The 25,323-nt window shown below is 69.6% G+C and carries 25 protein-coding genes; 6 read left to right on the top strand and 19 right to left on the bottom strand.

What is annotated here, in order from left to right; translation table 11 throughout:
• Positions 1-28 precede the first annotated feature (28 nt).
• The 5 genes from BKH20_RS10985 to rpsB all read right to left on the bottom strand — a co-directional run bounded on the left by BKH20_RS10985 (position 29) and on the right by rpsB (position 4,565).
• Positions 29-958: a phosphatidate cytidylyltransferase gene (locus BKH20_RS10985; RefSeq protein WP_075391095.1), complete on the bottom strand. Its 930-nt coding sequence runs from the start codon at positions 956-958 to the stop codon at positions 29-31.
• Between the two features lie 73 nt (positions 959-1,031).
• Positions 1,032-1,589, bottom strand: a complete 558-nt coding sequence (gene frr / locus BKH20_RS10980; RefSeq protein ID WP_003786400.1) for a ribosome recycling factor — start codon at positions 1,587-1,589, stop codon at positions 1,032-1,034.
• A gap of 163 nt (positions 1,590-1,752) precedes the next feature.
• Positions 1,753-2,505: a UMP kinase gene (pyrH, locus tag BKH20_RS10975; protein WP_070662047.1), complete on the bottom strand. Its 753-nt coding sequence runs from the start codon at positions 2,503-2,505 to the stop codon at positions 1,753-1,755.
• Positions 2,506-2,769: 264 nt separating this feature from the next.
• Positions 2,770-3,609, bottom strand: a complete 840-nt coding sequence (gene tsf / locus BKH20_RS10970; protein ID WP_075391094.1) for a translation elongation factor Ts — start codon at positions 3,607-3,609, stop codon at positions 2,770-2,772.
• A gap of 107 nt (positions 3,610-3,716) precedes the next feature.
• Positions 3,717-4,565 (bottom strand): 30S ribosomal protein S2, encoded by an 849-nt coding sequence (rpsB, locus tag BKH20_RS10965; RefSeq protein WP_075391093.1) that lies wholly within the window; start codon positions 4,563-4,565, stop codon positions 3,717-3,719.
• A gap of 656 nt (positions 4,566-5,221) precedes the next feature.
• On the opposite strand from rpsB, the gene BKH20_RS14770 reads away from it, so the two are divergent.
• Positions 5,222-5,875: a M23 family metallopeptidase gene (locus BKH20_RS14770; RefSeq protein WP_256693153.1), complete on the top strand. Its 654-nt coding sequence runs from the start codon at positions 5,222-5,224 to the stop codon at positions 5,873-5,875.
• Positions 5,876-5,902: 27 nt separating this feature from the next.
• Here the strand turns inward: BKH20_RS14770 and BKH20_RS10955 are convergent, their stop codons facing one another.
• The 13 genes from BKH20_RS10955 to rpsP form a co-directional block, all read right to left on the bottom strand.
• On the bottom strand, positions 5,903-6,826 hold the full coding sequence (locus tag BKH20_RS10955) for a tyrosine recombinase XerC (RefSeq protein WP_075391092.1): 924 nt from the start codon (positions 6,824-6,826) through the stop codon (positions 5,903-5,905).
• 177 nt (positions 6,827-7,003) lie between these two features.
• Positions 7,004-8,383 (bottom strand): DNA-processing protein DprA, encoded by a 1,380-nt coding sequence (locus tag BKH20_RS10950; RefSeq protein ID WP_075391091.1) that lies wholly within the window; start codon positions 8,381-8,383, stop codon positions 7,004-7,006.
• Complete coding sequence (locus tag BKH20_RS10945; RefSeq protein ID WP_075391090.1) at positions 8,380-9,951, bottom strand: YifB family Mg chelatase-like AAA ATPase; 1,572 nt, start codon at positions 9,949-9,951, stop codon at positions 8,380-8,382. The genes BKH20_RS10950 and BKH20_RS10945 overlap by 4 nt, the downstream gene beginning before the upstream one ends.
• Positions 9,942-10,502 (bottom strand): YraN family protein, encoded by a 561-nt coding sequence (locus BKH20_RS10940; protein WP_075391089.1) that lies wholly within the window; start codon positions 10,500-10,502, stop codon positions 9,942-9,944. Before BKH20_RS10940 ends, BKH20_RS10945 begins: the two co-directional genes overlap by 10 nt.
• A 163-nt stretch (positions 10,503-10,665) precedes the next feature.
• Complete coding sequence (locus tag BKH20_RS10935; protein WP_003781502.1) at positions 10,666-10,974, bottom strand: DUF2469 domain-containing protein; 309 nt, start codon at positions 10,972-10,974, stop codon at positions 10,666-10,668.
• A gap of 104 nt (positions 10,975-11,078) precedes the next feature.
• Complete coding sequence (locus BKH20_RS10930; RefSeq protein WP_075391088.1) at positions 11,079-11,801, bottom strand: ribonuclease HII; 723 nt, start codon at positions 11,799-11,801, stop codon at positions 11,079-11,081.
• Positions 11,798-13,018 (bottom strand): signal peptidase I, encoded by a 1,221-nt coding sequence (gene lepB, locus BKH20_RS10925; RefSeq protein WP_075391087.1) that lies wholly within the window; start codon positions 13,016-13,018, stop codon positions 11,798-11,800. Before lepB (BKH20_RS10925) ends, BKH20_RS10930 begins: the two co-directional genes overlap by 4 nt.
• A 111-nt stretch (positions 13,019-13,129) precedes the next feature.
• The gene (gene rplS / locus BKH20_RS10920) at positions 13,130-13,477 is read right to left on the bottom strand and encodes a 50S ribosomal protein L19 (protein WP_003786428.1); all 348 of its coding nucleotides are present in this window, start codon (positions 13,475-13,477) and stop codon (positions 13,130-13,132) included.
• Positions 13,478-13,720: 243 nt separating this feature from the next.
• On the bottom strand, positions 13,721-14,635 hold the full coding sequence (lepB, locus tag BKH20_RS10915) for a signal peptidase I (protein ID WP_075391086.1): 915 nt from the start codon (positions 14,633-14,635) through the stop codon (positions 13,721-13,723).
• Entirely contained in the window at positions 14,632-16,053 is a 1,422-nt protein-coding gene (gene trmD / locus BKH20_RS10910; protein WP_075391085.1) for a tRNA (guanosine(37)-N1)-methyltransferase TrmD, read from the bottom strand. The genes lepB (BKH20_RS10915) and trmD overlap by 4 nt, the downstream gene beginning before the upstream one ends.
• On the bottom strand, positions 16,050-16,598 hold the full coding sequence (gene rimM, locus BKH20_RS10905) for a ribosome maturation factor RimM (protein ID WP_075391084.1): 549 nt from the start codon (positions 16,596-16,598) through the stop codon (positions 16,050-16,052). Before rimM ends, trmD begins: the two co-directional genes overlap by 4 nt.
• A 310-nt stretch (positions 16,599-16,908) precedes the next feature.
• Positions 16,909-17,145 carry an RNA-binding protein gene (locus BKH20_RS10900; protein WP_003786440.1) on the bottom strand — a complete coding sequence of 79 codons (237 nt, stop codon included), beginning with the start codon at positions 17,143-17,145 and terminating at the stop codon, positions 16,909-16,911.
• Position 17,146: 1 nt separating this feature from the next.
• Positions 17,147-17,629 (bottom strand): 30S ribosomal protein S16, encoded by a 483-nt coding sequence (gene rpsP, locus BKH20_RS10895; protein ID WP_075391083.1) that lies wholly within the window; start codon positions 17,627-17,629, stop codon positions 17,147-17,149.
• Positions 17,630-18,338: 709 nt separating this feature from the next.
• Here rpsP and BKH20_RS14765 point away from each other — a divergent pair.
• The 5 genes from BKH20_RS14765 to BKH20_RS10870 all read left to right on the top strand — a co-directional run bounded on the left by BKH20_RS14765 (position 18,339) and on the right by BKH20_RS10870 (position 23,395).
• Positions 18,339-19,496, top strand: coding sequence for a hypothetical protein (locus BKH20_RS14765; RefSeq protein WP_256693152.1), 1,158 nt, complete (start codon positions 18,339-18,341; stop codon positions 19,494-19,496).
• A 113-nt stretch (positions 19,497-19,609) separates the two neighbouring features.
• On the top strand, positions 19,610-20,629 hold the full coding sequence (locus BKH20_RS10885) for an ABC transporter ATP-binding protein (protein WP_075391082.1): 1,020 nt from the start codon (positions 19,610-19,612) through the stop codon (positions 20,627-20,629).
• Positions 20,630-20,679: 50 nt separating this feature from the next.
• Positions 20,680-21,558, top strand: a complete 879-nt coding sequence (locus BKH20_RS10880; protein WP_075391081.1) for a hypothetical protein — start codon at positions 20,680-20,682, stop codon at positions 21,556-21,558.
• 134 nt (positions 21,559-21,692) lie between these two features.
• Positions 21,693-22,787, top strand: a complete 1,095-nt coding sequence (locus BKH20_RS10875; protein WP_075391080.1) for a sensor histidine kinase — start codon at positions 21,693-21,695, stop codon at positions 22,785-22,787.
• On the top strand, positions 22,784-23,395 hold the full coding sequence (locus BKH20_RS10870) for a response regulator transcription factor (protein ID WP_070662004.1): 612 nt from the start codon (positions 22,784-22,786) through the stop codon (positions 23,393-23,395). Before BKH20_RS10875 ends, BKH20_RS10870 begins: the two co-directional genes overlap by 4 nt.
• Positions 23,396-23,409: 14 nt before the next feature.
• Here BKH20_RS10870 and ffh read toward each other — a convergent pair whose 3' ends face one another.
• A complete protein-coding gene (ffh, locus tag BKH20_RS10865) occupies positions 23,410-25,098 on the bottom strand; it encodes a signal recognition particle protein (protein ID WP_075391079.1) in 1,689 nt (562 codons plus the stop codon).
• Between the last annotated feature and the right edge of the window lie 225 nt (positions 25,099-25,323).

Genomic DNA, 25,323 nt, shown 5'->3' with positions numbered 1-25,323 from the left:
CGATAGGGGTGGGTGCGGCATGCCGTCCCTATTTCACCAGGAGGGTGAAGGCGTAGACAAGTGGGGCGGCCACGAGGATCGAGTCGAGCCGGTCCATGATTCCGCCGTGTCCGGGCAGGAGCGTGCCCATGTCCTTGAGTCCCAGGTCCCGCTTGAGCAGGGACTCCCCCAGGTCGCCCAGGGTGGAGACGACCACGGTGCAGGCGCCCAGTGCGGCTCCAGCCCACCAGGGGCCGCCGATGGCCCAGACGCAGCCGGCACCGGTGGCGAGAGCTGCGATGAGGGAGCCCATGAGCCCCTCCCAGGACTTCTTGGGTGAGACCGAGGGCGCCAGGGGGTGACGGCCGAAGGTGATGCCGGCCATCCACCCGCCGGTGTCGTTGGCGGCCGCCAGGGCGATGAGCATCATGACTTTCCCCACGCCGTGCTCCTGCACCAGGAGCAGGACGGCGAAACCGGCCAGGAAGGGCAGGTAGGTGGCGGCGAAGACCGAGGCGGCCGCGGCGCTGGAGCGCGAGCGGCGGACCTCGTCGTGGGCCTCGGTGCGGGGGATGTCGTGGCCGGCCTGCTCCAGGACGGTGCCGACCTCCGCCTCGGCCTGGTCCATGAAGCTCCACAGGACGCAGGCGCCGACGGTGGCGACGTAGGCCCCGAAGGCCGTCTCCGCCCCCACCTCCCAGGCGCACACGGAGATTCCCAGGGTCCCCAGCCACAGCGGCGCCAGGGGCAGGCGGATGCGCTTGCGGGCGAAGGCCGCCGCCAGCTCCCACAGCGCCCCGCAGACGGCCAGCACGACGACGCCCACGAAGATGACCTTGTAGAAGGCCAGGGAGCCCAGGACCACGGCGATGAGCACGACCGCCACCCCGATGGCGGCGGGCAGGTTGCGTCCCGCCCGCCCGGTGGCGGGCAGGGGGTCGTGGTTGCGCGTGGGGCGCGGGTTCAGCAGAGGCGACACGGGGCTCACAGGGGTTGACGGGACAGGGGCGGGAGGTCGGGCGCAGACGCGGTCGATCCCGGGGCGAGGCGGCTCAGACCTCGAGCAGCTCGGCCTCCTTGGCGCTCAGGGCGGCGTCGATCTGCTCGACGAAGCGCTTGGTGAGGCCGTCGAGCTCGTGCTCGGCGCGCTTGACGTCGTCCTCACCGGCCTCGCCGTCCTTCTTGATGGCCTCGAGCTCCTTCTTGGCCTTGCCGCGAATACCGCGCACCTGGACGCGGGAGTCCTCGGCTCGGGAGCGGGCGAGCTTGACGTAGTCCTTGCGGCGCTCCTCAGTCAGTGCCGGCAGGGTGACGCGGATGACGGTGCCGTCATCGGTGGGGTTGACGCCGAGGTCGGACTCGCGGATGGCAGTGACGATGTCCTTCATGGCGGAGCGGTCGAAGGGGCTGACCAGGACGGTGCGGGCCTCGGGGATCGTCAGGGAGGCGAGCTGCTGGAGCGGGGTGGGGGCGCCGTAGTAGTCCACGACGATCCCATTGAACATCGAGGGGTTGGCGCGGCCGGTGCGGATGGTGGCCAGCTCGCTCTTGGCTGCCTGGAGGGCCTTGTCCATCTTGTCCTCGGCCTCGAGCATGACGTCGTCGATCATGGTGCTTCCTTTACTGGGCTACTGGGCGGTCGTGGGTTCGTCAGGTAGTGGTCGGCCATCGTGGGGATGGCTGCGGGTTGGGAGGGTGTGCTGGCCGTCTGCGCCGGGGCGGTCACGGGGCTCGAAGGGGGCCGTCGGCGGCCCGCCGGAGCCCGCAGCCGGGTCAGTCGCAGCTGACGAGTGTCCCGATTCTCTCACCCAGCAGGGCTCGGGTGATGTTTCCGGGCTCCCCCATGCCGAAGACCCGCATGGTCAGGCCGTTGTCGCGGCACAGGGCGAAGGCGGAGGCGTCGACCACCTGGAGGCCGTCGGCCAGGGCGCGCTCGTAGGTGAGCTGGTCCAGGCGCCGGGCCTCAGGGTTCTTGCGGGGATCGGCGGTGTAGACGCCGTCAACCCCGTTCTTGCCCACGAGCAGCTCGTCGCAGTGGGTCTCCAGGGCGCGCTGGGCCGAGACGGTGTCCGTGGAGAAGTAGGGCAGGCCGGCACCGGCGCCGAAGACGACGACGCGGTTCTTCTCCATGTGGCGGATGGCCCGCAGGGGGATGTAGGACTCGGCGACCTGTCCCATGGCGATGGCGGTCTGGACGCGGGCGGGCACCCCCGCCTTCTCGATGAAGTCCTGAAGGGCCAGGGCGTTCATGACGGTTCCCAGCATGCCCATGTAGTCGGCGCGGGCACGGTCCATGCCACGTGAGGAGAGCTCGGCGCCGCGGAAGAAGTTCCCGCCTCCGACGACGACGGAGACCTGGACTCCGGCGCGCACGGCCTCGGCGATCTGGCGGGCGGCGTCGGAGACGACGTCGGAGTCCAGACCTATCGATCCGCCACCGAAGACCTCACCGGAGAGCTTGAGTAGAACACGTCTGGGGTGCGTGCCGTGGGCAACGCGGTCGTCACGAGCCGGTTCCTGACTCATTGCGCTATGTCTCCTGGGTTCGGTGGGCAGGCTTGGCACAGCCTACCCCGTCCCGGGCGGGCGCCGGGCCACGATGAGGGTCAACCCGAATGGCCAGACACGCCGTGGGACGAGGACCACTCATGAGACGTACACGAGAGCCGCCCTGGGGAGCCGGCGGTGAGAGGTGTCGGTGAGTGAGAGGGGAAGATGAGTGAGAGAGGAACAAGACGGGGTGGGGGCGCGAGCATGATGCCCGCGCCCCCACCCCGAACGGTGAGCGGATCAGGCGCCGACGCGGAAGCGCACGAAGCCGGTCAGCTCGCCGCCGGTGACCTCGACGACCTTGCCGACCGTGGTCTTGGGATCCTTGGCGAAGGCCTGGTCGACCAGGACGTTCTCCTTGAAGAAGCCGTTGAGGCGGCCCTCGACGATCTTGGGGATGGCCTTCTCGGGCTTGCCCTCGGCGCGGGTGGTCTCCTCGGCGATGGCGCGCTCCTTGTCCACGACCTCGGCCGGGATGTCCTCGCGGGTGGCGTAGGCCGGGGAGTAGGCGGCGATGTGCATGGCGACGTCGTGAGCCACCTCGGCGGCCTTGGCGTCGGTGCCCACCAGGACGCCGACCTGGGCGGGCAGGTCGGGGTTGGTGCGGTGCAGGTAGAGCTCGATCTTGTCGGCCTCGAGGCGGCCAACGCGGCGCACGACAATCTTCTCGCCGATGACGGCCTGCATGCCGTCGGTGAGCTCCTTGACGGTGGAGCCGTCGACCTCGACCTCGGCCAGGGCATCGGCGTCGGTGGCGCCGGAGTCCAGGGCGGCGGTGAGGACCTGCTCAGCGTAGTCGAGGAACTTCTGGTTCTTGGCCACGAAGTCGGTCTCGGCGTTGATCTCGACGAGGACGCCGACCTGGCCGTTGCCGGAGTCGACGACCTTGGCGGCGATGAGGCCGGCGGAGGCGGCGCGGCCCTCGCGCTTAGCGATGCCCTTGAGGCCCTTGACGCGAATGATCTCGATGGCCTTCTCGGCGTCGCCGTTGGCCTCGTCGAGGGCCTTCTTGACGTCGAGCATGCCGGCGCCGGTCTTCTCGCGCAGCGCCTTGATGTCAGCGGTGGTGTAGTTCGCCATGAATGTCTCCTGGTCAGTCAGTGACTAATTGACGTGTGAAAAAGGACGAGTGAGAGGTGCTCACAGCGCGGGGACGCCGCGCTGTGAGCGAGGAGCTGGGGGCGGGCTCAGGCCTGCTCGGCGGCGGGGGCCTCGGCGGTCTCAGCAGCCTCAGCGGCCGGGGCGTCGGCCTCGGCTCCGGCGAGGAGCTGGGCCTCCCACTCGGGCAGCGGCTCGGCGTCGGCGGGGGCGACCTCGACCTCCTCACCGGTGCGGGCGCGACCGCCGGAGCGGGCCAGCAGGCCCTCGGCGGTGGCGTCGGCGACGACACGGGTGAGCAGGGTGACGGCGCGGATGGCGTCGTCGTTGCCGGGGATGCCGTAGGTGGCCTCGTCCGGGTCGCAGTTGGTGTCCAGGATGGCGATGACCGGGATCCCGAGCTTCTGGGCCTCGGAGATGGCCAGGTGCTCCTTCTTGGTGTCCACGACCCACACGGCCGCGGGGAGCTTGCTCATGTCGCGGATACCGCCCAGGGTGCGCTGGAGCTTGTCCTTCTCGCGGCGCATCATGAGCAGCTCCTTCTTGGTGTGGCCGGAGCCGGCCACGTCGTCGAAGTCGATCTGCTCGAGCTCCTTCATGCGGTCCAGGCGGGCGCGCACGGTGGAGAAGTTGGTGAGCATGCCACCCAGCCAGCGCTGGTTGACGTAGGGCATGCCGACGCGCTGGGCCTGCTCGGCCACGGCGGCCTGGGCCTGCTTCTTGGTTCCGACGAACAGGATGTTGCCGCCGCGAGCGACGATCTCCCTGACGAAGTCGTAGGCGGTGTTGATGCCCTCAATGGACTGCTGGAGGTCGATGATGTAGATGCCGTTGCGCTCGGTGAGGATGAAGCGCTTCATCTTGGGGTTCCAGCGACGAGTCTGGTGCCCGAAGTGGACACCGCTGTCAAGGAGCTGGCGCATGGTAACGACGGCCATGACGGTCCTTCCGTGTGAGCCGAGAGGTTGCTCGACGCACGATCATTCGGGGGACGGTCGAGCTGCGCTCGGAGACGTCCCGGGGTTCTTCTTCTGGGTTCTTCCCCGTGGTTCCGCACGCTTGCGAACGCGCACCGGAGCCGGTGACCGGCTGGGAGCCGGCGCGGATGGGGCCTGGTGCCTACGACGCACGGCCACCCGTTCACCGTGGCGAACCGTGATGACCGGGACCGCGACCGTGTCGCCCGGAGGGACGTCCCGAGATGCTCGGGTGCAGGCACGCGAAGTCAGCATTCGGGGCCCGTCTCCCGCTGACGCCGGAGCGATCCGCAGAATGCTGCGGAGGTGAGGCTACCACAGGACTGGACCAGCGGCCGAGGGCGAATCAGCGGTATTCAGAGTCGTCCCGGTCACCACAGGCCGCTTCCTCGAGGGGCTTTCCACAGGGCCGACGACGCCCCCGGCGCTGAAGGCCGCTCGGCGCGCACTCTGAGGGCATGCACCCACAGCAACTCCGACGAAGCCCACGCCGCCGAGATCCTCACACACCGTCCTCTCCTTCCCACATCCCGCCCCGCCGTCTCGCCGTGCTGGCAACGGCGCTGGTCGCCTGCGGCTCACTGGCCGCACTGCCCGGTACACCACCGGCTCGGGGTATGAGCACAGGCACCAGTCCGGCCACCAGCACCGCCGTGACCACGGTTCCGGCTCCGTGGGTCCAGGACCCGTTGCTTCCCGAGCGGACGGGCAGCGCGCCCGAGCCGGCCGAAGCCGCCCACTGGCTGACCTCGTCGGCCTCTCTCGTGACGAGCCTGAGCCCGCCCTCCCGGCTCGTCAACGAGACGGGGACGGGCGGCCAGGCGCTAACGGACCGGCCTGCGGACCCCCGGCGCCCGCGGGGCCGCTTCCAGTGGCCGACCGGCGCGCCAGCCACCGTGGTGGAGGGCTTCGACCCGCCCGCCGTCGTATGGGGACGCGGGCACCGGGGAGTGGATCTCGCGGCCGCAGAGGGCACGCAGATCCGCAGCGCCGCCGCGGGGACGGTCGCCTTCGCCGGCATGGTGGCCGGGCGTCCCGTGGTGTCCATCGACCACGCCAACGGGATCCGCACCACCTATGAGCCGGTCGAACCAGCCGTCAGCGCGGGTGACGCGGTGGCTGCGGGCCAGGTCGTCGGCACCCTGCTGCCGGGGCACCGTTCGGACGGGGTCTGCGCCCTGCACTGGGGGGCGCGCACCGGCCCCAAGACCTACATCAACCCGTTGCGCCTGCTGCAGCCGGCCGTCATCCGCCTCAAGCCCCTTCACTGAAGAACACGGTCCCCGCACGGGCTGCGCTCAGGCGCGAGGGAAGGCCTGCTCGTAGACGCTGCGCAGACGCTCAGCCGAGACGTGGGTGTAGCGCTGGGTCGTGGCCAGGGAGGAGTGCCCGAGGAGCTCTTGGACGCTGCGCAGGTCCGCTCCCCCGCCCAGGACGTGGGTGGCAGTGCTGTGCCGCAGTCCGTGCGGGCCCAGGTCGGGGACCCGGGCGGCCGTGCACAGGCGGTGGACGACGTCGCGCACCACCCGGGGATCGATACGCCGCCCCCGCGCCCCGAGGAAGAGAGCGACTCCCGCGTCGACGGCGCAGATCTCACCGCGCCGACGCAGCCATGCCTCCAGCGCCCTGGCGGCGGGCACCCCGTAGGGGACGGTCCGTTCCTTCCGACCCTTCCCCAGGACTCGCAGGGTCCGTTGGGAGTGGTCGAGGTCGGCGACATCCAGGCCGACGAGCTCGGAGACCCGCACGCCGGTCGCGTAGAGCGTCTCGATGATGGCCAGGTCCCGCACGGCCAGGACGTCCCCGTCCGAGGCGAGGTCCGCGGCGGTCTTGAGCAGCTGTGAGGCCTGCTGGGTCGTCAGTACCCCGGGCAGGCGGTTGTCGACGCGCGGCGCACGCAGGCGCGCGGCGACGTCGGAGGCGAGCAGCCCCGTCTCGAATGCCCAGGAGGAGAAGGTCCTCACCGAGGCCGAGCGGCGGGCCAGGGTGGCGCGCGAGTGGCCGCTCGCGGCCATCGCGGCGAGCCAGTCCCGCAGATCCGCCAGGTCAAGGGTGGCCAGGGCGGCGTCAATGGGCTCAGTGTCCCCCTCACCGACACCGAGGAAGCTCAGCAGGTCGTTGATGTCGACGAGATAGGCGCGCACGGTGTGTCCGGACAGGTCTCGCTGCAGGGCCAGGTAGCTGCGGTAAGAGGCAAGCAGATCGGCGCGCGTCCTCGACATGGGGCACCTCCTCTCACGACAGCGATGACGAACAACGGCGGTGATCGGCTTGATCCGTCAGGTTCTTATCGGTCCATTCGAAGGCCTGCTTGCAGGACCGGACGACACGGGCACCTGAAGACTACGGCACCCGGCATACATGCCTCAGAGGTAAGGACACGCGCACCCCTCCCCGTCTCAACCGAGCGAGGCTCCCCCGGCCTGATCACGTGAGCGCTTCGAGCAGCGCCGCCTCCAACCGGTGGCGGTGCGCTCCACCTTCCCTGAGAGCTCCAGGATCCCCAGTGCCGACGTGGTCTCCTTCGGGGACAGCCCCGAGGATCGGACGATGGACTCGGTGCTCGCCGCGGCCCGGGCAGGCATGGCGTCCAGGACGAGGGAGGCGGCCGGGTCCAGGCCGTCGAGAAGCCCACCGCCACTCAGCTCGGGGTCCTGCTCCTTGGCGGCGTCCGCGTCGACGGTGCCCAGGGGCGTCAGCAGCTCCAGGGCGTCGTCGGTGTCGGTGATGCAGACTGCCCCCTTGCGCAGGAGCCGGTGGCATCCGACCGAGGACATGGAGGTCACGGGGCCGGGAACTGCGCCCAGCTGCCTGCCCAGCTCCAGGGCGCGGTGAGCAGTGGACAAGGCTCCCGATCTCCAGGCCGCCTCCACCACGATCGTCGCCTGCGAGATCGCCGCGATGACGCGGTTGCGTGAGACGAACCGGTGACGGCCCGGTTGACAGCCCGGTGGCACCTCCGCCACCAGCGCCCCGGAGGCGATGACTGCCTCCAGAACCCCGGTGTTTCCCACCGGGTAGAGGCGGTCCACTCCCCCGGCGGAGACCGACACCGTTGGTCCCTCCTGCAGTGCTCCGCGGTGCGCGCAGGCATCGATGCCGAAGGCTCCCCCGGAGACGATGAGGCCGCCCTGGGCCGTCACCCCCGAGGCCAGGGAGGTGGCGACGCGCTCACCGTAGCGGGTGGAGGCCCGGGCCCCCACCAGTGCCAGGCACAGTCCGCTGGCGGGCCCCACTGGCATCCGCTGCTCGCGTACCGGCTGACCGGCGCCTGCGACGCTCTGAGCGTCGTCGTCGCCCATGGCCCCGGGTATGCCGCCGTCGAGGTCCTTGTCCCTCAGGTCCGCGGCGCCAACCAGTAGCGAGGGGTCTCCGCGCACCCACAGGCAGAAGGGCGGGTGCTCGAGCTGGTCGAGTCCCGGCGGCCACCAGGGCTCCCCCGGAAGGATGAGGCTCCCACCCAGGCGGTCGAGCACATCGAGCTCGCGGCGGATGTCGAGTCCCTCCAGGCGCGGCGCCCACCGGGCGGCGGCCTGAGCCCAGCAGGCGCTGATATCACCGTCGCTGGGCATTCCCGGAGGCGGCTGTGGCACCGGCGGGCGGGGCGAGCTGCGCACCTGCCCAGAGGGGTCGATGGCCTCCTCCAGCAGCCACCTCAGGGCGGGACTCGGCCCGAGCCGGCCCACCACCATGGCTGCGGTGGCACTGTTGGGCTCGGCCAGGCGGGACCAGGTCGCGCGTGCCAGCGCGGGATCATCGACGTCGTAGGGAAGTGTCATGGGCGCACTCCTGAGGTTCTCAGGGCCAGGGCGGTCCCGATGTGGGTAAGGGCGAGGGTGTCGGCCCCCTCGAGGTCGGCGAGGGTCCAGGCCAGTCTGAGGACCCGGTCCACCCCGCGTAGGGAGAGGTCGCCGCGTTCGAGGGCGGTCATGAGCCGGCGGCTGAGCGGAGCGCTGAGTCCACCGTCGGGGCCTCTGAGGTAGGAGCCGGGTACCTCGGCGTTGAGGCGCCACGGGGTGCCGGCCAGTCTGCGCTCCGCGGCCCGGCGGGCGCGCAGGACGCGCCGGGCCACCACGGCGCTGGACTCTCCATGGCCGGAAGAAGCGAGATCGGCTGCACTGACGGCGCCGACCTCGACCTGGATGTCGACCCGGTCCAGCAGTGGACCGGACAGTCGTGAGAAGTAGCGTCGCCGCTGCAAGGAGGTGCAGGTGCACTCCAGGCCGCGGCCGCCGGCCTTGCCGCAGGGGCAGGGGTTGGCGGCCAGGACGAGCTGGAAGGCGGCCGGATAGCTGGCACGCCCGCCCACGCGGTCGATGGTGACCACTCCCGACTCCAGCGGCTGGCGCAGGCAGTCCAGGACTCCCGCACTGAACTCGGGGGCCTCGTCGAGGAAGAGCACCCCGCGGTGAGCCAGGGAGACGTCCCCGGGCCGGGGCAGGCCGGAACCGCCTCCGACGACGGCGGCCCGGGTCGCCGTGTGGTGCGGTGCGCGCAATGGCGGCCGGGTGATGAGTCCGCGGGCGGGGTCGAAGATGCCGGCCACGGAGTGCAGGGAGGTGACGGTGACGGCATCGGCCTGCTCCAGGGGCGGCAGGATGGAGGGGAGCCTCTCGGCCAGCATGGTCTTGCCCGTCCCCGGGGGCCCCACCATGATGAGGTGATGGCCCCCGGCGGCAGCGACCTCGAGGGCCTGGCGGGCCTCGCCCTGTCCGACGACGTCAGCCAGGTCCGGTGGCTCGGCGTCGTGGGGCGGGGTCGTGGGGGCCTCGTCTGCGGCGGCCTCGGTGATCTGCTCCAGCGCGGCGGCCACCGCCGCACTCAGGCGCCCTCCGTAGCGCTCGACGAGCTGGCCGACGTGCCTGACGGCGGTGACCCGGGCGCCGGGGACGAGCTCAGCCTCGGCGGCGGCCTCCTGGGCGACGACGATCTCCTCGACCCCAGCGGCCACCGCGGCCTGGACACTGGGCAGAACGCCACGCACGGAGTGCACGGAGCCGTCCAGGCCGAGCTCGCCGATGTAGACGGTTCGTCCCAGGAGCCCGGCCGCGCTCCGTCCGAGCCGCCCGCGTGCTCCCAGGACGGCCAGGGCGAGCGCCAGGTCCAGCCCGGTCCCGGTCTTGCGCAGGTCCGCCGGGGAGAGGTTGACGGTCAGGCGCTGCTCGCCCCAGGTGACTCCGCAGGTGCTCAACGCGGCCCGGACGCGCTCGCGCGACTCGCGCACGGCGGCATCGGGTAGGCCCACGAGGGTGAATCCGGGCAGGCCCTGGGCGGCGTGGGCCTCGACGTCGACGATGTGCCCGGCCAACCCGGTCAGCGTGACAGCAAGCGTGCGAGCTAGCCCCATGACGCATCCACCGCCCGGTGGTGGCGCAGCAGCGCAGGACGCGCGTCGCGCAGGAGGATGGAGACGACGTCCAGGCGCATGCCGGCGTGCGACGTGGTCTCATGGGTGCTCGCCCAGGCGGCCGCCAGGGCACGCAGTCGGGCGACTTTGCGGGCGTCGACGGCGGCCGCCGGTGGCCCCTGGCGCAGGGAGCTGCGGGTCTTGACCTCAACGATGACCAGCCTCGGCCTTGCCCACGCCTCTGCCGGGTCGGCGACGGATGCGCTGCCCGGCTCGTGGTGCGCCGCAGCCGGCTCCAGGGCGATGATGTCGAGCTCTCCGCGCAGGCCGTGGTCCGGGCGCCAGTTGCGCTCCAGGATCTTCCAGCCGATGTCCTCCAGGTAGGTGGCGGCGAGGTCCTCTCCGCACCGCCCGGTGCTCTGGCGGGAGGCCCCTGCGCGAGCGTCTCCTTCGCCGCCCGGGCCCCGGGCGGGAGGTGTGAGCCCGTGATCGCCGCATCTGGCTGCGATCACCGTTCGTCCCCTTGTGGCTGCTGCGACCTGGTCGGTCATCCCGATCACCTCCGCAACTAGCGTGAGGCCGGTTCAGCCGGTGCGCGCCACGGCCCCGTCAGCCCTGTGGACGGCGGTGTCAGAAAACGACCTGTGGCCCCCGGCGAGCGGGGGCGGCCAGCGGAACGGAGCCGTCAGAGGCGGCGCAGTATCGGAAAGGCTGTCAGGAGGAGGGGATGTCCATCTCGAGCTTGGTGAGCTCCTCGACGTTGACGTCCTTGAAGGTGACGACGTGGACGGACTTGACGAACCGGGAGGCTCGGTAGATGTCCCACACCCAGGCGTCCTCGAGAGTGAGCTCGAAGAAGACCTCCCCGCCGCTGGTGCGTACCTGGACGTCAACGGCGTTGGCCAGGTAGAACCGCCGTTCGGTCTCCACCACGTAGGAGAACAGGGAGGCGACGTCGCGGTACTCCCGGTACAGCGAGAGCTCCAGCTCGTTCTCATAGGACTCGAGGTCTTCTGCGCTCACCGGGCCATCATGCCTGCCCGCAGCCGCTGGAGGCGGCAGGCCACGGGGGCGAGTCGGCCCGCCCATGAGTCGCCCCGGGTCGGGTAGCCGCATCAGGCGGCGCCTCAGCTGTGGCGCTGCTCCAGGCCGGGCAGGTGCCAGCTGCGTCGGTGCTGGTCGCTGGCCCCCAGGGCGGTGAGTCCCTGGATGTGGGCCGGCGAGGCGTAGCCCTTGTTGGAGGCCCACCCGTAGCCGGGGTCGTCAAGATCGGCCATGAGGCAGTCGCGTTCGACCTTGGCCAGGACGCTGGCGGCAGCGACGACGGCGCACCGGGCGTCGGCCTTGACCTCCATGCGCACCGGAGGGGTGGGAGCAAGCCCGGCAGCCTCAGGAGCAGTCTCGGGAAGGTGTCCGCCTTCCAGGGCGGTGAGCAGGTCGGGCTGGGTGGGGGTGAGCCAGTCGGCCACGCCGTCGAGGATGATGACGTCGGGGGCGTGGCCGCGCTCAGCGACCTGCTGCAGGGCCCGCAGACCCGCCATTCTCAGTGCTGCGACGATGCCGTGCTCATCGATCTCTGCCGGTGAGGCGTGGGCGACGGCGTGGTCTACGAGCCAGTCACGCACGGGATCCACCAGGCTTGTTCGGGCCCGGGCCGTCAGCTGCTTGGAGTCGGCGAGCCCCTCGGGGAAGTCGTCATCGGTGCACCGCGCCACGATCGCCAGCCCGACGCTGACCGGTCCGGCCAGGGCCCCGCGACCGACCTCGTCCAGACCGCCGACGTAGCCGTGGGTTTCCAGCAGAGTCTTCTCCAGGGCCCGGTCGGGGCGTGTGCGTCCCTGAGGACTCACCTCGTTCTCCCCGGAGCCTGCTCCTGGTCGGAGGATTTTCCGGAGGAATCTGGGACGTCAGCCGGCCCACCGGGCTCGGCCTGCGGCCCGTCATCGCCGCTGGGGCTCTCGCCGGCAGCGCCAGCGTCCTCGGAGCTGCTGTCCTCGGCGGCCTGCGAGGGCGCCTCCTCCCCAGAAGCCGTCTCCCCGTCACCCGTGGGAGCAGCCGGAGGTGAGGGCGGTGCGGGCGACGTCGCCTCCCGCGCAGGGACGTCTGAGAAGGCGCGCTCCCCTCCTCCCAGGAGCCCCCACCGGCTCAGATGCGTCCATTGGAAGACCACCCTGGCTACCCCGACCACGTTCTTGAGCGGCACGAAGCCGCCGTGGGCGTCGTCGCGGTGGTAGCGGGAGTCGGCCGAGTTGCTGCGGTTGTCCCCCATGACCCACACGTAGCCCTGGGGGACGGCGACATCGAAGGAGGTCAGGGACGGGGACTGACCGTCCTTGACGTAGGGCTCCTTGATTGCGACGCCGTTGACGGTCAAGGATCCCTTCCCGTCGGCGACCACATGGTCGCCGCCGACACCGATGACCCGTTTGACGAGGTGATGGCCGGTGTTCTCCGGCAGAAGGTTCACTGCGATCATGAGCCTCTGGGTGGCACCGCGCAGCCCTGTCGGCTCCTTGACGTGAAGCCAGTCGTCAGGATCGGTGAAGACGATGACGTCGCCCCGTTCGACGTCGTCGGAGCCGTACATGGGCACGGCGACCTTGTCCCCGTCACGCAGGGTGCGTTCCATGGAGCCCGAGGGGATCTCGTAGATCTGGACGACGTAGGCCCGTAGGAGAGCCGGTACCAGGATGACGACTGCCACGACGAGCACCAGCCTGATCACCCGCTGGTACAAGGGGCTGGTCTGCGGCGGGGGGATGGCGGGGGCCACCTGCCGGCGGGGTTGGATGGAGGGTGGCAGCTCGGTGAACTCGTCATCGGGCTCGGGCTCGGCGTCGGGGTCGATGAACGGGTCGTAGTCCCACTCGTCGCTGTCGTCAACCGGGGCCGGCTTTGGAGCCTCTCCGGCGTTCTCAGAAGCCGTGCGGGCTTCCTGCGGGGAGTCCGCGGACGGAGAGCTGCAGGCCGGTGTGATCGCGGACCTGGAGGCTCGACCGATCTGGGAGGGATCGGCCTGCTTCAGGTCCAGGCCGACGTCGTCGGCACCATCCTGCACCGGTCTCACCGTGCTCCTTCCCCGGAATTGATGGACATGGGTCCACCGCTGCACGGCGGTGGGAGATGGCGAGCGCCCGGAACCCGTGGGCTCCGGGCGCCGCCTGGAGAATGCGGGCGCTCAGTCCTCGCGACGCTCCTTGATCTTGGCGGCCTTACCGCGCAGGTTGCGCAGGTAGTAGAGCTTGGCACGGCGCACCTGGCCCCGGGTGACGACCTCGATCTTCTCGATGGAGGGCGTGTGGACGGGGAAGGTGCGCTCGACACCGACACCGAAGGAGACCTTGCGGATGGTGAAGGTCTCCGAGACGCCGCCGCCCTGGCGCGCGATGACGACGCCCTGGAAGACCTGGACGCGGGTACGCGATCCCTCAACGACCTTGACGTGGACCTTGAGGGTGTCACCCGGACGGAAGGAGGGGATGTCGTCGCGCAGTGATGCGGCGTTGATCTCGTCGATCAGGTTCATGTTTCTCTCCACACCCGTGCCACTGGTCAGGAGTGCTGGTTCGGCGGCGCCGCGCCGTACGGGGCAGCGCCGGAGGTGGACGCCCCTGAGCTCCTTCGAAGCGGTCGCCTCCCCAGTGGCAGAGGAACCGCAGGACCCAAGTGCCCGCTCAGTTTGCCACAAGCTCAGTCCGCGGACGAGTGCGTCAGCCTCGACGTGCCTGAGTTCACGCCTTTCTCACGCCCCAGCACGTATCCGGGGCGTTCAGTCCCCGGAGCCCGCCAGCGTGCTCGCCGGGGCGGGCGCGGCCGCTCCGCTGGGCAGCGCCGTCGGGATGGACGTCGGCTCGGGGACCTGAGAGAAGACTGCGTGTCCGGAGGTGAGGCTGGACCAGTGGGAGTAGGGCCACACGACGTTCTTGGCGACGCCGACGACGTTGCCCAGGGGCACGAAGCCGCGGTGGACGTCGTTCTGGTGGTAGCGGGAGTCCGAGGAGTTGGAACGGTTGTCGCCCATGACCCAGATGTAGCCCTCGGGAACGGTGACGTCGAAGGCGACCTCGGAGGCCGACCGGCCGGGCTTGAGGTAGTTCTCATGGAGCTCGACGCCGTTGACGGTCAAGGAGCCCTTCCCGTCGGCGACGACATGATCACCGGGCATTCCGATGACCCGCTTGATGAGGTGGTGGCCAGCGTTCTGGGGGAAGATGCGGATCGCGACGAGGAAGTCCTGCGCTGCGCCTTGCAGGCCGGTGGGCTCCTGGGTCGTCAGCCAGTGGTCCGGGTCGGTGAAGACGACGACGTCGCCCCGGCTGACCTTGTCGGAGTCGTACATCGTCACGGTGACGCGGTCACCCTCGTTGAGGGTGTTCTCCATTGACCCCGACGGGATGGTGAAGCTCTGGATGACGAAGGTGCGGATGAGGGCGATGATCACCACGGCGACGACCAGGTAGGACAGGGTGATGCCCCACTGCTTGAGGCGGAAGATGATCCGCTCCCCCATCGGGGCCGGCTCAGCGGCCTCGCTGGCCCCGGCCTTGTCCTTGTGGGCACCGCCCTTGTGCCGGTGGCTGTTCCGGTGGTCACTGCCGGCCCGCAGACTCTTCCCCGGGGTCACTGCCTCATCCGTGTCCCCATCGGTCCTGTCCTGAAGGTTCTGGTCGGGTCCGCTGCTCATAGGCCTTCTCCTGTCCGCCGGGTCATGACGACGTCGTGGGCGTCCTGGCCACCGACGTTGTAGGTGCGGGTACCGACCTGGCGGAAGCCGGCCCGTTTGTAGGCCTTCTGGGCACGCTTGTTGGTGACGTGGGTGCCGAGCCAGAGCAGGTCCGTTCCGTGGGCGGCGGCCTGGCGTATCACGGCGTCCATAAGCGCGGGGGTCAGTCCGGATCCTCTCATGGTGGCGTCGACGTACACCTTGGACAGCTCACCGACGACCTCTCCCCCGGCAGGCCGCACGCAGGCGGGGCGGGGGTCGATCCCGTGGGGCCGCTCGCCGCCGGAGTCGGCCTCCTCGCGCAGTACTGCGGCGTAGCCGACCAGAGCCGGAGCAGTGCTCGCGCCAGCTTCCTCCCCGAGGGAGGAATCCGGTCCTGCCAAAAGAGGTTCGAGCAGCTCGGCGACGACGAGGTCGACGCGGTCGTCTCCGGCCCAGGTGGCGAACAGCTCGGGAACAAGCGTGGTGGCGATGTGCTGCTCGAGGAACTCGGGGGCGATGACGTTCCCGCACGCATCGGGGAAGGTGCGGGCGGCGAGAGCGGCCAGGGCGTGGGCGTCGTCGGCGGAGGCGTTGCGAAGACGCACCGGAACCGGATGCTCCGCCCCGGCCGGGACCGCCCAGCCCAGGCGAGCCAGGAGCGCACGGTCCTCACGATCCAGGCCGGCGGGGTCCAGGGCCCGGATCATGTCGGGTCGGCGCTCGACGGTGCGGGTGAGAGCCTGGTCCCGTCTGGCTCGGGCGATACGGCCGTGGTCACCGGAGAGCAGGACGGGGTCGACCTGGAGTCCGCGCCACCGGGTGGGGCGGGTGTGGACGGGGTAGTCCAGCAGGCCGGCGGCTCCGTGGGACTCCTCGACCAGCGACTCGGGGTTGCCCAGGACCCCGGGCAGGAGCCGGGCGATGGCCTCGATCATGACGACGGCGGCGACCTCGCCGCCGTTGAGCACGTAGTCGCCGATACTCAGCTCGCGCACCTCGATACCGCGGGAGGCGTAGTGCTCGGCCACGCGCGCGTCGATGCCCTCGTAGCGACCACAGGCGAAGATCAGGCGGTCGGCGCCGGCCAGGTCCTCGGCGGTGCGCTGGGTGAAGACCTCACCCGAGGGGGTGGGGATGATGACAACCTGACGGGGCGTACCGGGGGCCTGCGCGGTGAGCACCTCATCGAGGGCCTCGCCCCACACGTCGGGTTTCATGACCATGCCGGCCCCACCGCCCAGGGGCGTGTCGTCCACCGTGCGGTGCCGGTCGTGGGCGTGGTCGCGCAGATCGTGGACGTGCAGGTCGAGGGGGCCGCGGTCGGCCGCCTTCCCGATGAGCGAGAGGTCGAGGACCTTGAGGTAGTCGGGGAAGATGGTGACGACGTCGATCCTCACCTGGCCTCCTCCGCCTGGCCGCGTCCGGGGAACAGGCCACCGGGCGGGGCCAGCGTCACCGTGCCGGCCTCAGGGTCGATGTCCGGTACGAGCGCCTCGACGAAGGGCACGGCCACCTCGTCCCCCTCAGGGGTGGTGACCACGAGCCGGTCCTGGGCGACACCGGGCTCTACGTCGGTGACCTCCCCCAGCTCCTCACCGGAGACGCTCAGAGCCCGCAGGCCGACGAGCTCGTGGCGGTACCAGGCCTCCTCTAAGTCCTCAGAGCCCTCACCGCCAGGGGCGTCGTCGTCGGTCTCGACCAGGAGCCTGACACCCCGCAGCGCCTCGGCGGCCGTGCGGTCGCGCGCCTGTTCGAAGGCGGCGAACCAGCGCGAGCCGTCGAAACGCAGACGACTGACCGTCAGCGGGCCCGCGTGGGCCGGCTCCGTGGGGACGGTGGTTCCGGGTGCGAGACGCCCCTCGGGGTCATCGGTACGGATCTCGAGACGCACCTCGCCCTTGAGGGCGTGGGCGGGACCGATGACAGCAAGGGTGAGCAGCACCTGTTCTCCTGGGATCGGGGCATGGAACGGTTTGTCCGGAAGGTCTGGATGTCTGACGCCAACCTACCGCGCCGTGGCCTGCGTTCCCATCGGCCGCGGGGATGAGGTGGCGCACCGACGGCGTGAGGTTGACCAACTCGATGCGGACCATCCCTCTGGCGGCCGTGGTCGTCGCGCAGGCGACACAGGGGCGCGCAGGCCCGGCAGGACGACGGTGCCCGGCCCCCTGGCGGGGACCGGGCACTCGTGGTGATTGATCGGACCGACCGAGGCCGAGGCGGCCTACAGCACCGACCTGAAGGCCCTGCGTTCAGCGGCGGTCGGTGTCGACGACGTCGACGCGCACCGGCGAGTCCGCCAGCGCTCCGACCACTGTGCGCAGTGCTCGAGCAGTACGGCCCGAGCGGCCGATGACTCGGCCGAGGTCCTCGGGGTTGACCCGCACCTCCAGCAGGTCGCCGCGGCGCAGCGACCGGGAGGTGACAGTGACGTCGTCAGGGTTGTCGACGATGCCCCGTACGAGGTGCTCGAGGGCGTCGGCCAGCATCTCAGGCCTCCTCGGCGGCGGCCTCATCGGAGGCCCGGCCCTCGGCGGACTCCTCGGCCTTGGACTCGGCGGACTCGGCCGCCGCAGCGGCCTCCTCGTCGGCCTTGGCCTTGGCGGCGGCGGCCTTGCGCTTCTCAGCGTCGTCGGCGGCGGCCTTGACCGCGGCCTCCTTGGCGACCGCAGCGGCGTCGGCGTCCTTGACCTTGAGGGTGCTCTCGACACCCTTGAGGCCCTTGAACTGGTGATAGTCGCCGGTGATCTTGATCAGCTTGTAAACAGCGTCGGAGGGCTGAGCACCCACACCGAGCCAGTACTGGACGCGCTCGGAGTCGATGCGGATGAGCGAGGGCTCCTGCATCGGGTCGTAGACGCCGATCTCCTCGATGACACGGCCATCGCGCTTCTTGCGGGAGTCGAGGACAACGACCCGGTAGAAGGGGGCGAACTTCTTGCCCATGCGCTTGAGGCGAATCTTGACTGCCACTTGGTTGAACTCCTGGTTCTGGATGGTTTGGCGCGCGCTGGTCCCCGGTGGGGTCAAGCAACGGTTTCCGGCGTGAGCCGAGACGCGACCGGGGCCGGGAGAGGGACCGACGTCCGACCGAGTACAGCCGGACATTCTGCCAGAGCCTCCGAGGAGGTCGCCAGCCCGAGCCGGGGCGCCGACCCACCACTCGGTGCGAGATCGCCCACAGCCGACGCCGACTCCGAGCCTGCGCGCGCCGCTTCAATGTGGCACCACGCCGATTGACTCAACCCGCATGGTTCGCACCGGTCAAAACCCAGCGCGGCCCACGACACCGGGGCATGCTTCGCCCATGAGGCTTCTCCCCTTCGGCAATCGCAGCATCCAGCCGCCCGGCAAGAGCTCATCGATCCGACCGCCACGCTCCGGACAGGGCACTCCGACGTCGATCCGTCCTCCCAGCGCCCCCTCAACGGACGGACTGCCCCCAGCCGCCCACCACGAGAGCGCCACGACTGGACCGGAGCACCCCCGGCGCACCCCACAGTCCCTGACCGGGAACACACAGGCCAGCAAGCCCCGCCACGCAGTAGGGCTGTGGCTTGCGGTCCTTCTTGGAGCCACCTGCGTGGCAGCCCTCGTCATGGTGGGACGAGTGGCCGTGAACTCCACGTCACACGTTGCACCGAGCGCCTCTCCTCCACCGCCTCCGCCTGCCTCCTGTGAGATGGAAGGACATCAAACGGAAGACTCTTCATGGAAGGAGACATGGAGGCTTGACACGGGCCTCCCGGCGTGGGAGAACGATTTTACGTGGGACACGTATTCGTGCGGGCACTATGTCGTTGTCATTCACCACAACGACAATGACACATCAGACCTGACGGGGTTCAATATTGAAGGCAATACACCCAAGAAGATCTGGACGACGTCACTTGGATACACATTCACCACCGGATATCGTCACTGGTGGGGAGGGCACCTGCTACTGGACGACGAGGTTCTTGACCCGACAACAGGAAAGACGACCGAACTCCCACCGGGTTTCCAGTCGTCAAGCTTCGTCGCCAATGACAACATAGCCGTCTCATGCAGCTCCTCGTACTCGGACGGGAGCAGCACCTGCGCGGGCTGGGACTGGAATGATGGAGAGCCGACTCAGCGCTGGCAGCAGACCTATGAGTTCACGTCGGTCTATCCACTCTGGCACCACGCCGATGGGACACCGACATCAGACTCGATCGCAGTGTCCGTTGAAAGCACCCCCAAAGACTCTTCCAGGATCGGAGTTCTTTCGACGAGGGACGGTTCTCTCCTGACTCTCTCACCGGAGAAGAATGATCAAGGGCGCCCCATCCAGCTGCTTTCCGCTAGGGACGGTTGGGTCACCATCGATCCAGACAGCTCGACTGCATCCACCTTCTCTGAAAATGGGGCACCCGCAGAGTCCTTCACTCTCAAGGGCTCCGCTGCGTCCCTCCTCATCAAGGATGGTCAGCAACCCACGCTGTCCCAGTTCAAGGCCGCTTACGAGTCGGGAGACACGAGCTGGGCCGATATCGACCTCACCTGCGCCGATGCCACGCACTGCAGCCTCAACGGGACCCCATTGACGCTGTCCGACGAAGTAGCCATGTGGAATACGCCGGCTCGTGCACAGTTCCAGAACTCCTGGAAACTGAGCTCCGACAAGCGCACGCTCACCATACGCGGCCGCTCCGCCAGCAGTGAGATCGGTGCCGTGTTCATGATTGACACGACGTCGAAGACGCCGATGGATCCCCTGCCCATCACATCCCGTGGCGCAGTCATCCCCGTCTGGCGCCAGAACCTCATTGTGGCGATCGACGGCTCCACCTTGGTCGGCTACGCATCGCAGTCCTGAGGACACGATGGCTTTCCGCACAGCCCGCTGCTGCATGACACATGACAGGTGTCATACGGCAGCGGTGACAGCGCTCAGTACCGGGAGCCACGGGCCGGCGGGAGCCTGGGGTCATGACCCGAACCACCACAGCCCCCGTCACTCACTCCCCGGGATCCTGCCCTCAGGTCGGGCGCACGGCTCCAGCCCCCGCGATTGACTCCCGTGGCCTGCGCAAGACATTCGGCGGCCTCGTCGCCGTCGACAACCTCGACCTGACCATCCGGCCCGGAGAGGTCGTCGCCTTCCTGGGCCCCAACGGCGCGGGCAAGTCCACCACCCTCGACATGATCCTGGGACTGACCCGCCCCGACGCCGGGACGATCGAGCTTCTGGGGACCTCCCCCAACCAGGCGGTCCAGGCTGGTCGCGTTGGTGTCATCTTCCAGGACGGCGGTCTGCTGGACGACTTCACCGTCGGGGAGACCCTGCGGGTCGCGGCCTCAATGCACCCCCGGCACGGTAACAGAGTCTCGCACGCCTCCAGGCTCGACGACGTCGTCGACCAGGCGAGTCTTGGCCGGCTCCTCACCCGCAGAGTGAGCCGCTGCTCGGGAGGCGAGCGCCAGCGCCTGCGCCTGGCCCTTGCCCTGCTGCCAGACCCCGACCTTCTTATCATGAACGAGCCCACCGCCGGAATGGATGTCAGTGCCCGAATCGCCTTCTGGGAGACGATGCGCACCCAGACCCGCCGCGGCCGTACCATCCTGTTCGCCACCCACTACCTGGAGGAGGCGGCCTCCTTCGCCGACCGCATCGTCATCATCGCCCATGGCCGCCTGGTCGCCGACGGCAGTGTCGATGAGATCCGAGCCCTGGGCGATGGCGCCCTGGTGACCGCCACCTGGCCCGGGGTCTCCGAGGAAACACTGGGGCAGCACCTGGCCGACTGTCCCGTGGCCAGCAGCATCCTGCATGCGGTCGTCCACGGTGAGCACGTGGAGCTGCGCACGACTAACTCCGACGCCCTCGCCCGCTGGCTGCTGAGTGCCACCCCCGCCGAGCACCTGGAGATCGGCGCCGCGAGCCTCAACGAGGTCTTCACCGCTCTGACCTCCGGCGGCTCTGACGGTGCACCTCCGCCATTGCCTTAGCCCACGCCCTTCACCCTGACCGCCATCACCACATGCATTGAGGCCACATCATGACCGTGACACCCCAGGCAACCTCCGATCTGTCCGCCTCCCCCGCGAGTTCCCCTGCTGGTGGCTCCAGCAGCCAATCACGCCGTTCGGGAGGACTCAGGCCCGCACGCCCCCTCCTGACCTACCTGTGGCTCGACCTCTATCGGAGCCTGCGTGAGCCCGCCAACCTCTTCTTCGTTGTCGCCTTCCCTGTGGCGATGTACCTCGTCTTCGGCCGGTTGAACGCGTCGGCCGGGGACTACGGCCCGCATGCTCACGGCAATGTCTCGGCCTCGGTGATGCTTGCGATGGCCTCCTTCAGCGCCTGTCTGGGTGCCACGAGCGCCTCGGCGGCGGCGGCCGTCGAGCAGTCGGCGGGCTGGGGCCGGCAGATGGCGGTCACCTCCCGGGGCCTGCGCGGCTACCTGGTGGTCAAGACCGGCACCGCGGTGGGAACCGCGGTTCTTCCCGTCGTCGTCGTGCTCACCGCTGGGGCACTGACGGACTCGCAGATGGAGGGCTGGGTCTGGGCCACCAGTCCCCTCATCTGCCTGATCGGGGTCCTGCCCTTCGTCCTGTGGGGGCTGGCTGCCGGGATGTGGCTGCCGTCCTCGGCATCGATCGGTATCGCGACCTCCTTGGTCTCCTTGTTCGCCTTCATCGGCAACGCCTTCATGCCACTGAACCGCACGCTGCTGGCGATCAGTCGCTTCACCCCGATGTATGGGTCGACGGCGCTGGCCCGGTGGCCGCTGGGCGAGGGGTGGACCTACGTACCGGATCGGCAGGCGGGCGTTCAGGACCCGCTGTGGATGCCATTGGCTAACCTGGTGGCGTGGACACTCATTTTCGGGCTGCTCGTGATCGGGGCCCGACGCCGGGTGACCAGGCGCCGGTGAGGCCGGCGATGACCATGCCACGGCCCCTGCATGACTCAGTCGACCTGACGGCATCATCGTCTGGGTCAGGGCGGTCCCGTTCCCACCCCTGGCGCCTTCATCGCCGTCACATTGTCTGGGACGCCACGGTGTGGGTGTTCTTCCTGATCCTTCCCATCATCCAGCTTCTCCTCGGTTCCTTCGCCTGGTGGCAGCGTCTGCTGGGGCTGACCGGGGTACTGGGGTTCATCGCCGGCTACGTCTGGGCGTTCTCAACGCCGGACAACCGTGCACCGAGGGTCGGAGTCCCTCCTACTGGCCTCCCGACTCGCATCCTCCTGAGAGAGCTCGCGGTTCAGGCCTTCTTCACCGTACTGACGCTGCCGGCGCTGGGATGGTGGACGGTCTGCTTTTTCCCCTTCTTCTGCTCGTTGCTCCTGTTCTCCACGACGCTGCGCCGGGGCATCCCCACCGTTGTCATAGCGACGGGTCTTCTGGCTGCCGCCTCGCTGTTATGGAACACGCATCCGGAGTCGCACTGGCAGGTACTGGGCATATCGCTCACCGAGGTTCCCATCATCATCGCCCGCATCGCGGTGGAGCTCCAGGAGCGCAGAACATCCGCCGAGCGCGAGCTCGCCCTCGTCTCCCAGCGCGAGGCCCTCGGGCGCGATGTCCACGACATCCTGGGGCACTCCTTGACGGTCCTCACCCTCAAGGCCGAGGTCGCCCGCCGGCTCATCGAGCGTGACCCGGCCGCCGCCTCCCGGGAGCTCGACGAGGTCATCACCCTGGCCCGCGGGGCCCTTGCCGACGTGCGCTCCACGGTAACGCGCCTGCGGTCCCCGGACCTGGCCAGCCAGGTGGAGGCCACGCGTACCGCCCTGAGCGCCGCCCAGATCAGCGTGGATGTGACCGGCAGCGCCCAGGACATTCCTGAGCGTCAGCGAACCGTACTGGCCTGGGCTCTTCGCGAGGCGACGACCAATGTCGTTCGGCACGCGCAAGCGGTCACTGTGGCAGTGCATCTGGAGCCGGGGCTGCTGCGGGTGAGCGACGACGGTGTCGGCCTGGCCGGTGACAAACCCGGTAACGGGTTGGAGGGCCTGCGCTCCCGTATTGAGCAGGAGGGCGGTTGTCTCACCATGACCAGTCCTCTCACCCGTTGCACCGACTCGTCCGGCGCCGTCGAGACAGACTCCGTTGACGTGCCGTCCGGCGGAACCAGACTGGAGGTGAGGCTGCCGTGAGCCCGATCCGCGTGCTCATCGCCGATGACCAGGCCCTCGTGCGTGGAGCGCTGGCGACGCTTCTGGGGCTGGAGAGCGATCTGGAGGTGGTGGCCCAGGTGGGGAGGGGCGACGAGGTCCTCCCCGCAGTGCGTGAGCACGCCGTGGACGTGGCCCTGGTGGACATCGACATGCCGGGGCGCGACGGGCTGGCGGCCACTGCGGACGTCGTCGCCTCCGGGGCATCGTGCCGGTGTCTCATTGTGACGACCTTCGGTCGCCCGGGCTACCTCTCACGGGGCATGGAGGCGGGAGCCGCGGGCTTCATCGTCAAGGACACCCCGCCTGAGGCCCTGGCTGAGGCGATCCGCAAGGTCCATGCGGGCCTGCGGGTCATCGACCCCGAGCTCGCCCAGGAGTCGGTCCTGCTCGGGCCCAATCCGCTGACCGAGCGGGAGAAGGAGGTTCTGCAGGCTGCGGCCACGGGCGCGGACGCCCGAGAGATCGCCACGCGGCTGCGCCTGGGCGAGGGCACGGTGCGCAACTACCTGTCCTCGGCGATCGCCAAGACCCACGCCCGTAACCGCACCGAGGCGGCCCGCACCGCCGAGACCAACGGCTGGCTGTAAGCGGGGCCTGGCTCCTACAGCCCGAGGTGGCGGCGCAGGTCCTCGGGCAGGGCACTCATGGCGTCGGCGACGTCGTCGCCCGAGGGCTGCGCACCGGCCTGGGCCTGCGGCTGGCCCTGAGGCATGATCCCGTAGCCGGAGGCGCCGCCCTGGCCACCGCCGAGCCCGAAGGAGGAGCCTGCTGCGGGCGCGTCGCCCTGGCCGCCCTCGATCCTGGCCTGCTTGGCGGCGGCGGCCTCCTTGGCCTGGCGGGCGGCCTTGGCGGGGTTGCCGCTGCGGCCCTTCTTGCCGCCCTTGCCGCGCTTGGCCTTGGGGGCCTGACGGGCCTTGGAGTGCTTGCCCATACCGGGCAGCGACCCCATGCCGGGCATGGGACCGCCCTCACCGAGTCCGCCCATACCGCCGCCGGAGGCCATGGTCTCCATCATCTTCTTGGCCTGCTCGAAGCGGTCCACGAGCTCGTTGACGGCCTGGACCGTGGTTCCCGAGCCCTTGGCGATACGGCTGCGGCGAGAGCCGTTGAGGATGGACAGGTCCTTGCGCTCAGCGGGCGTCATGGAGCACACGATCGCCTCGATGCGATCGACCTCACGCTCATCGAAGTTGTCCAGGGCCTCACGCATCTGCCCCATGCCGGGCATCATGCCCAGGAGCTTCTTCATGGAGCCCATCTTGCGGATCTGACGCAGCTGACCCAGGAAGTCGTCGAGGGTGAAGGTGCCCTTGGCGAGCTTGGCGGCGGCGTCCTCGGCCTCCTGGCGGTCCAGGGTCCGCTCGGCCTGCTCGATGAGGGTGAGCAGGTCACCCATGTCCAGGATGCGCGAGGCCATGCGGTCGGCGTGGAAGCGCTCGAAGTCGGTCAGGCCCTCACCGGTGGAGGAGAACAGGACCGGGGCACCGGTGACGCCGCGCACGGACAGGGCCGCACCGCCGCGGGCGTCGCCGTCGAGCTTGGAGAGGACCACGCCGGTGAAGCCGACGCCGTCGCGGAAGGCGACCGAGGTGTTGACGGCGTCCTGACCGACCATGGCGTCCAGGACGAAGAGGATCTCGTGGGGGGAGACGGCATCGCGGATGCGGATCGCCTGGTCCATCATCTCGGCGTCCACGCCCAGGCGGCCGGCGGTGTCCACGACAACGACGTCGTAGCCGTTGGTGCGCGCGTGCTCGACGCCGGAGCGGGCCACCGCCACCGGGTCGCCCACGCCGTTGCCGGGCTCGGGCGCCCACACGTGCACCCCGGCGCGCTCGGCGACGACGCTCAGCTGGGTCACGGCGTTGGGGCGCTGGAGGTCGGAGGCCACCAGCAGGACACGCTTGCCCTGGTCGCGCAGCCAGCGTCCGAGCTTTCCGGCCAGGGTGGTCTTACCGGCACCCTGGAGGCCTGCGAGCATGATGATCGTGGGACCGCGGTCGGCCCAGTGGATCTCCCGGGTCTGGCCTCCCAGGACCTCGATGAGCTCTTCGTTGACGATCTTGACGACCTGCTGGCCCGGGTTGAGGGCCTGGGAGCGGGCGGCGTCGACCGCCTTCTCGCGCACCGCTGCGGTGAAGGCGCGCACCACGGGCAGGGCGACGTCGGCCTCCAGGAGGGCACGGCGGATCTCGGTGACCGTGGCGTTGACGTCGGCCTCGGTGAGACGACCCTTGCCGCGCAGCTGGTTGAAGGAGGCGGTGATGCGATCGGAGAGGTTGCCGAACACGCGATGGTCCTTCCTGGCGCCGTGGGGCGCATTGGTCGGGAGACTTCAGGGCGGATGAGGGTGGAGCGTCCATGCCCATGGGCCATGGCGCTCACCTCGACTGTGACCCAGGATAGCGGCAAGCGGGGCCCGTCCTCTCCCCCATGCCCGGACCGGGACTGAGCCCACACTCTCCAGCCGGCGGCCTCCGCCACGTCATACCTCTGGGCCCCGGCTCCCACTGAC

Origin of the sequence: Actinomyces oris, from assembly GCF_001937445.1 — a bacterium.
GTDB classification, from domain to species: domain Bacteria; phylum Actinomycetota; class Actinomycetes; order Actinomycetales; family Actinomycetaceae; genus Actinomyces; species Actinomyces acetigenes.
Note: the sequence above shows the minus strand (reverse complement) of the source record. Positions and strands in the feature narration are given on the sequence as shown.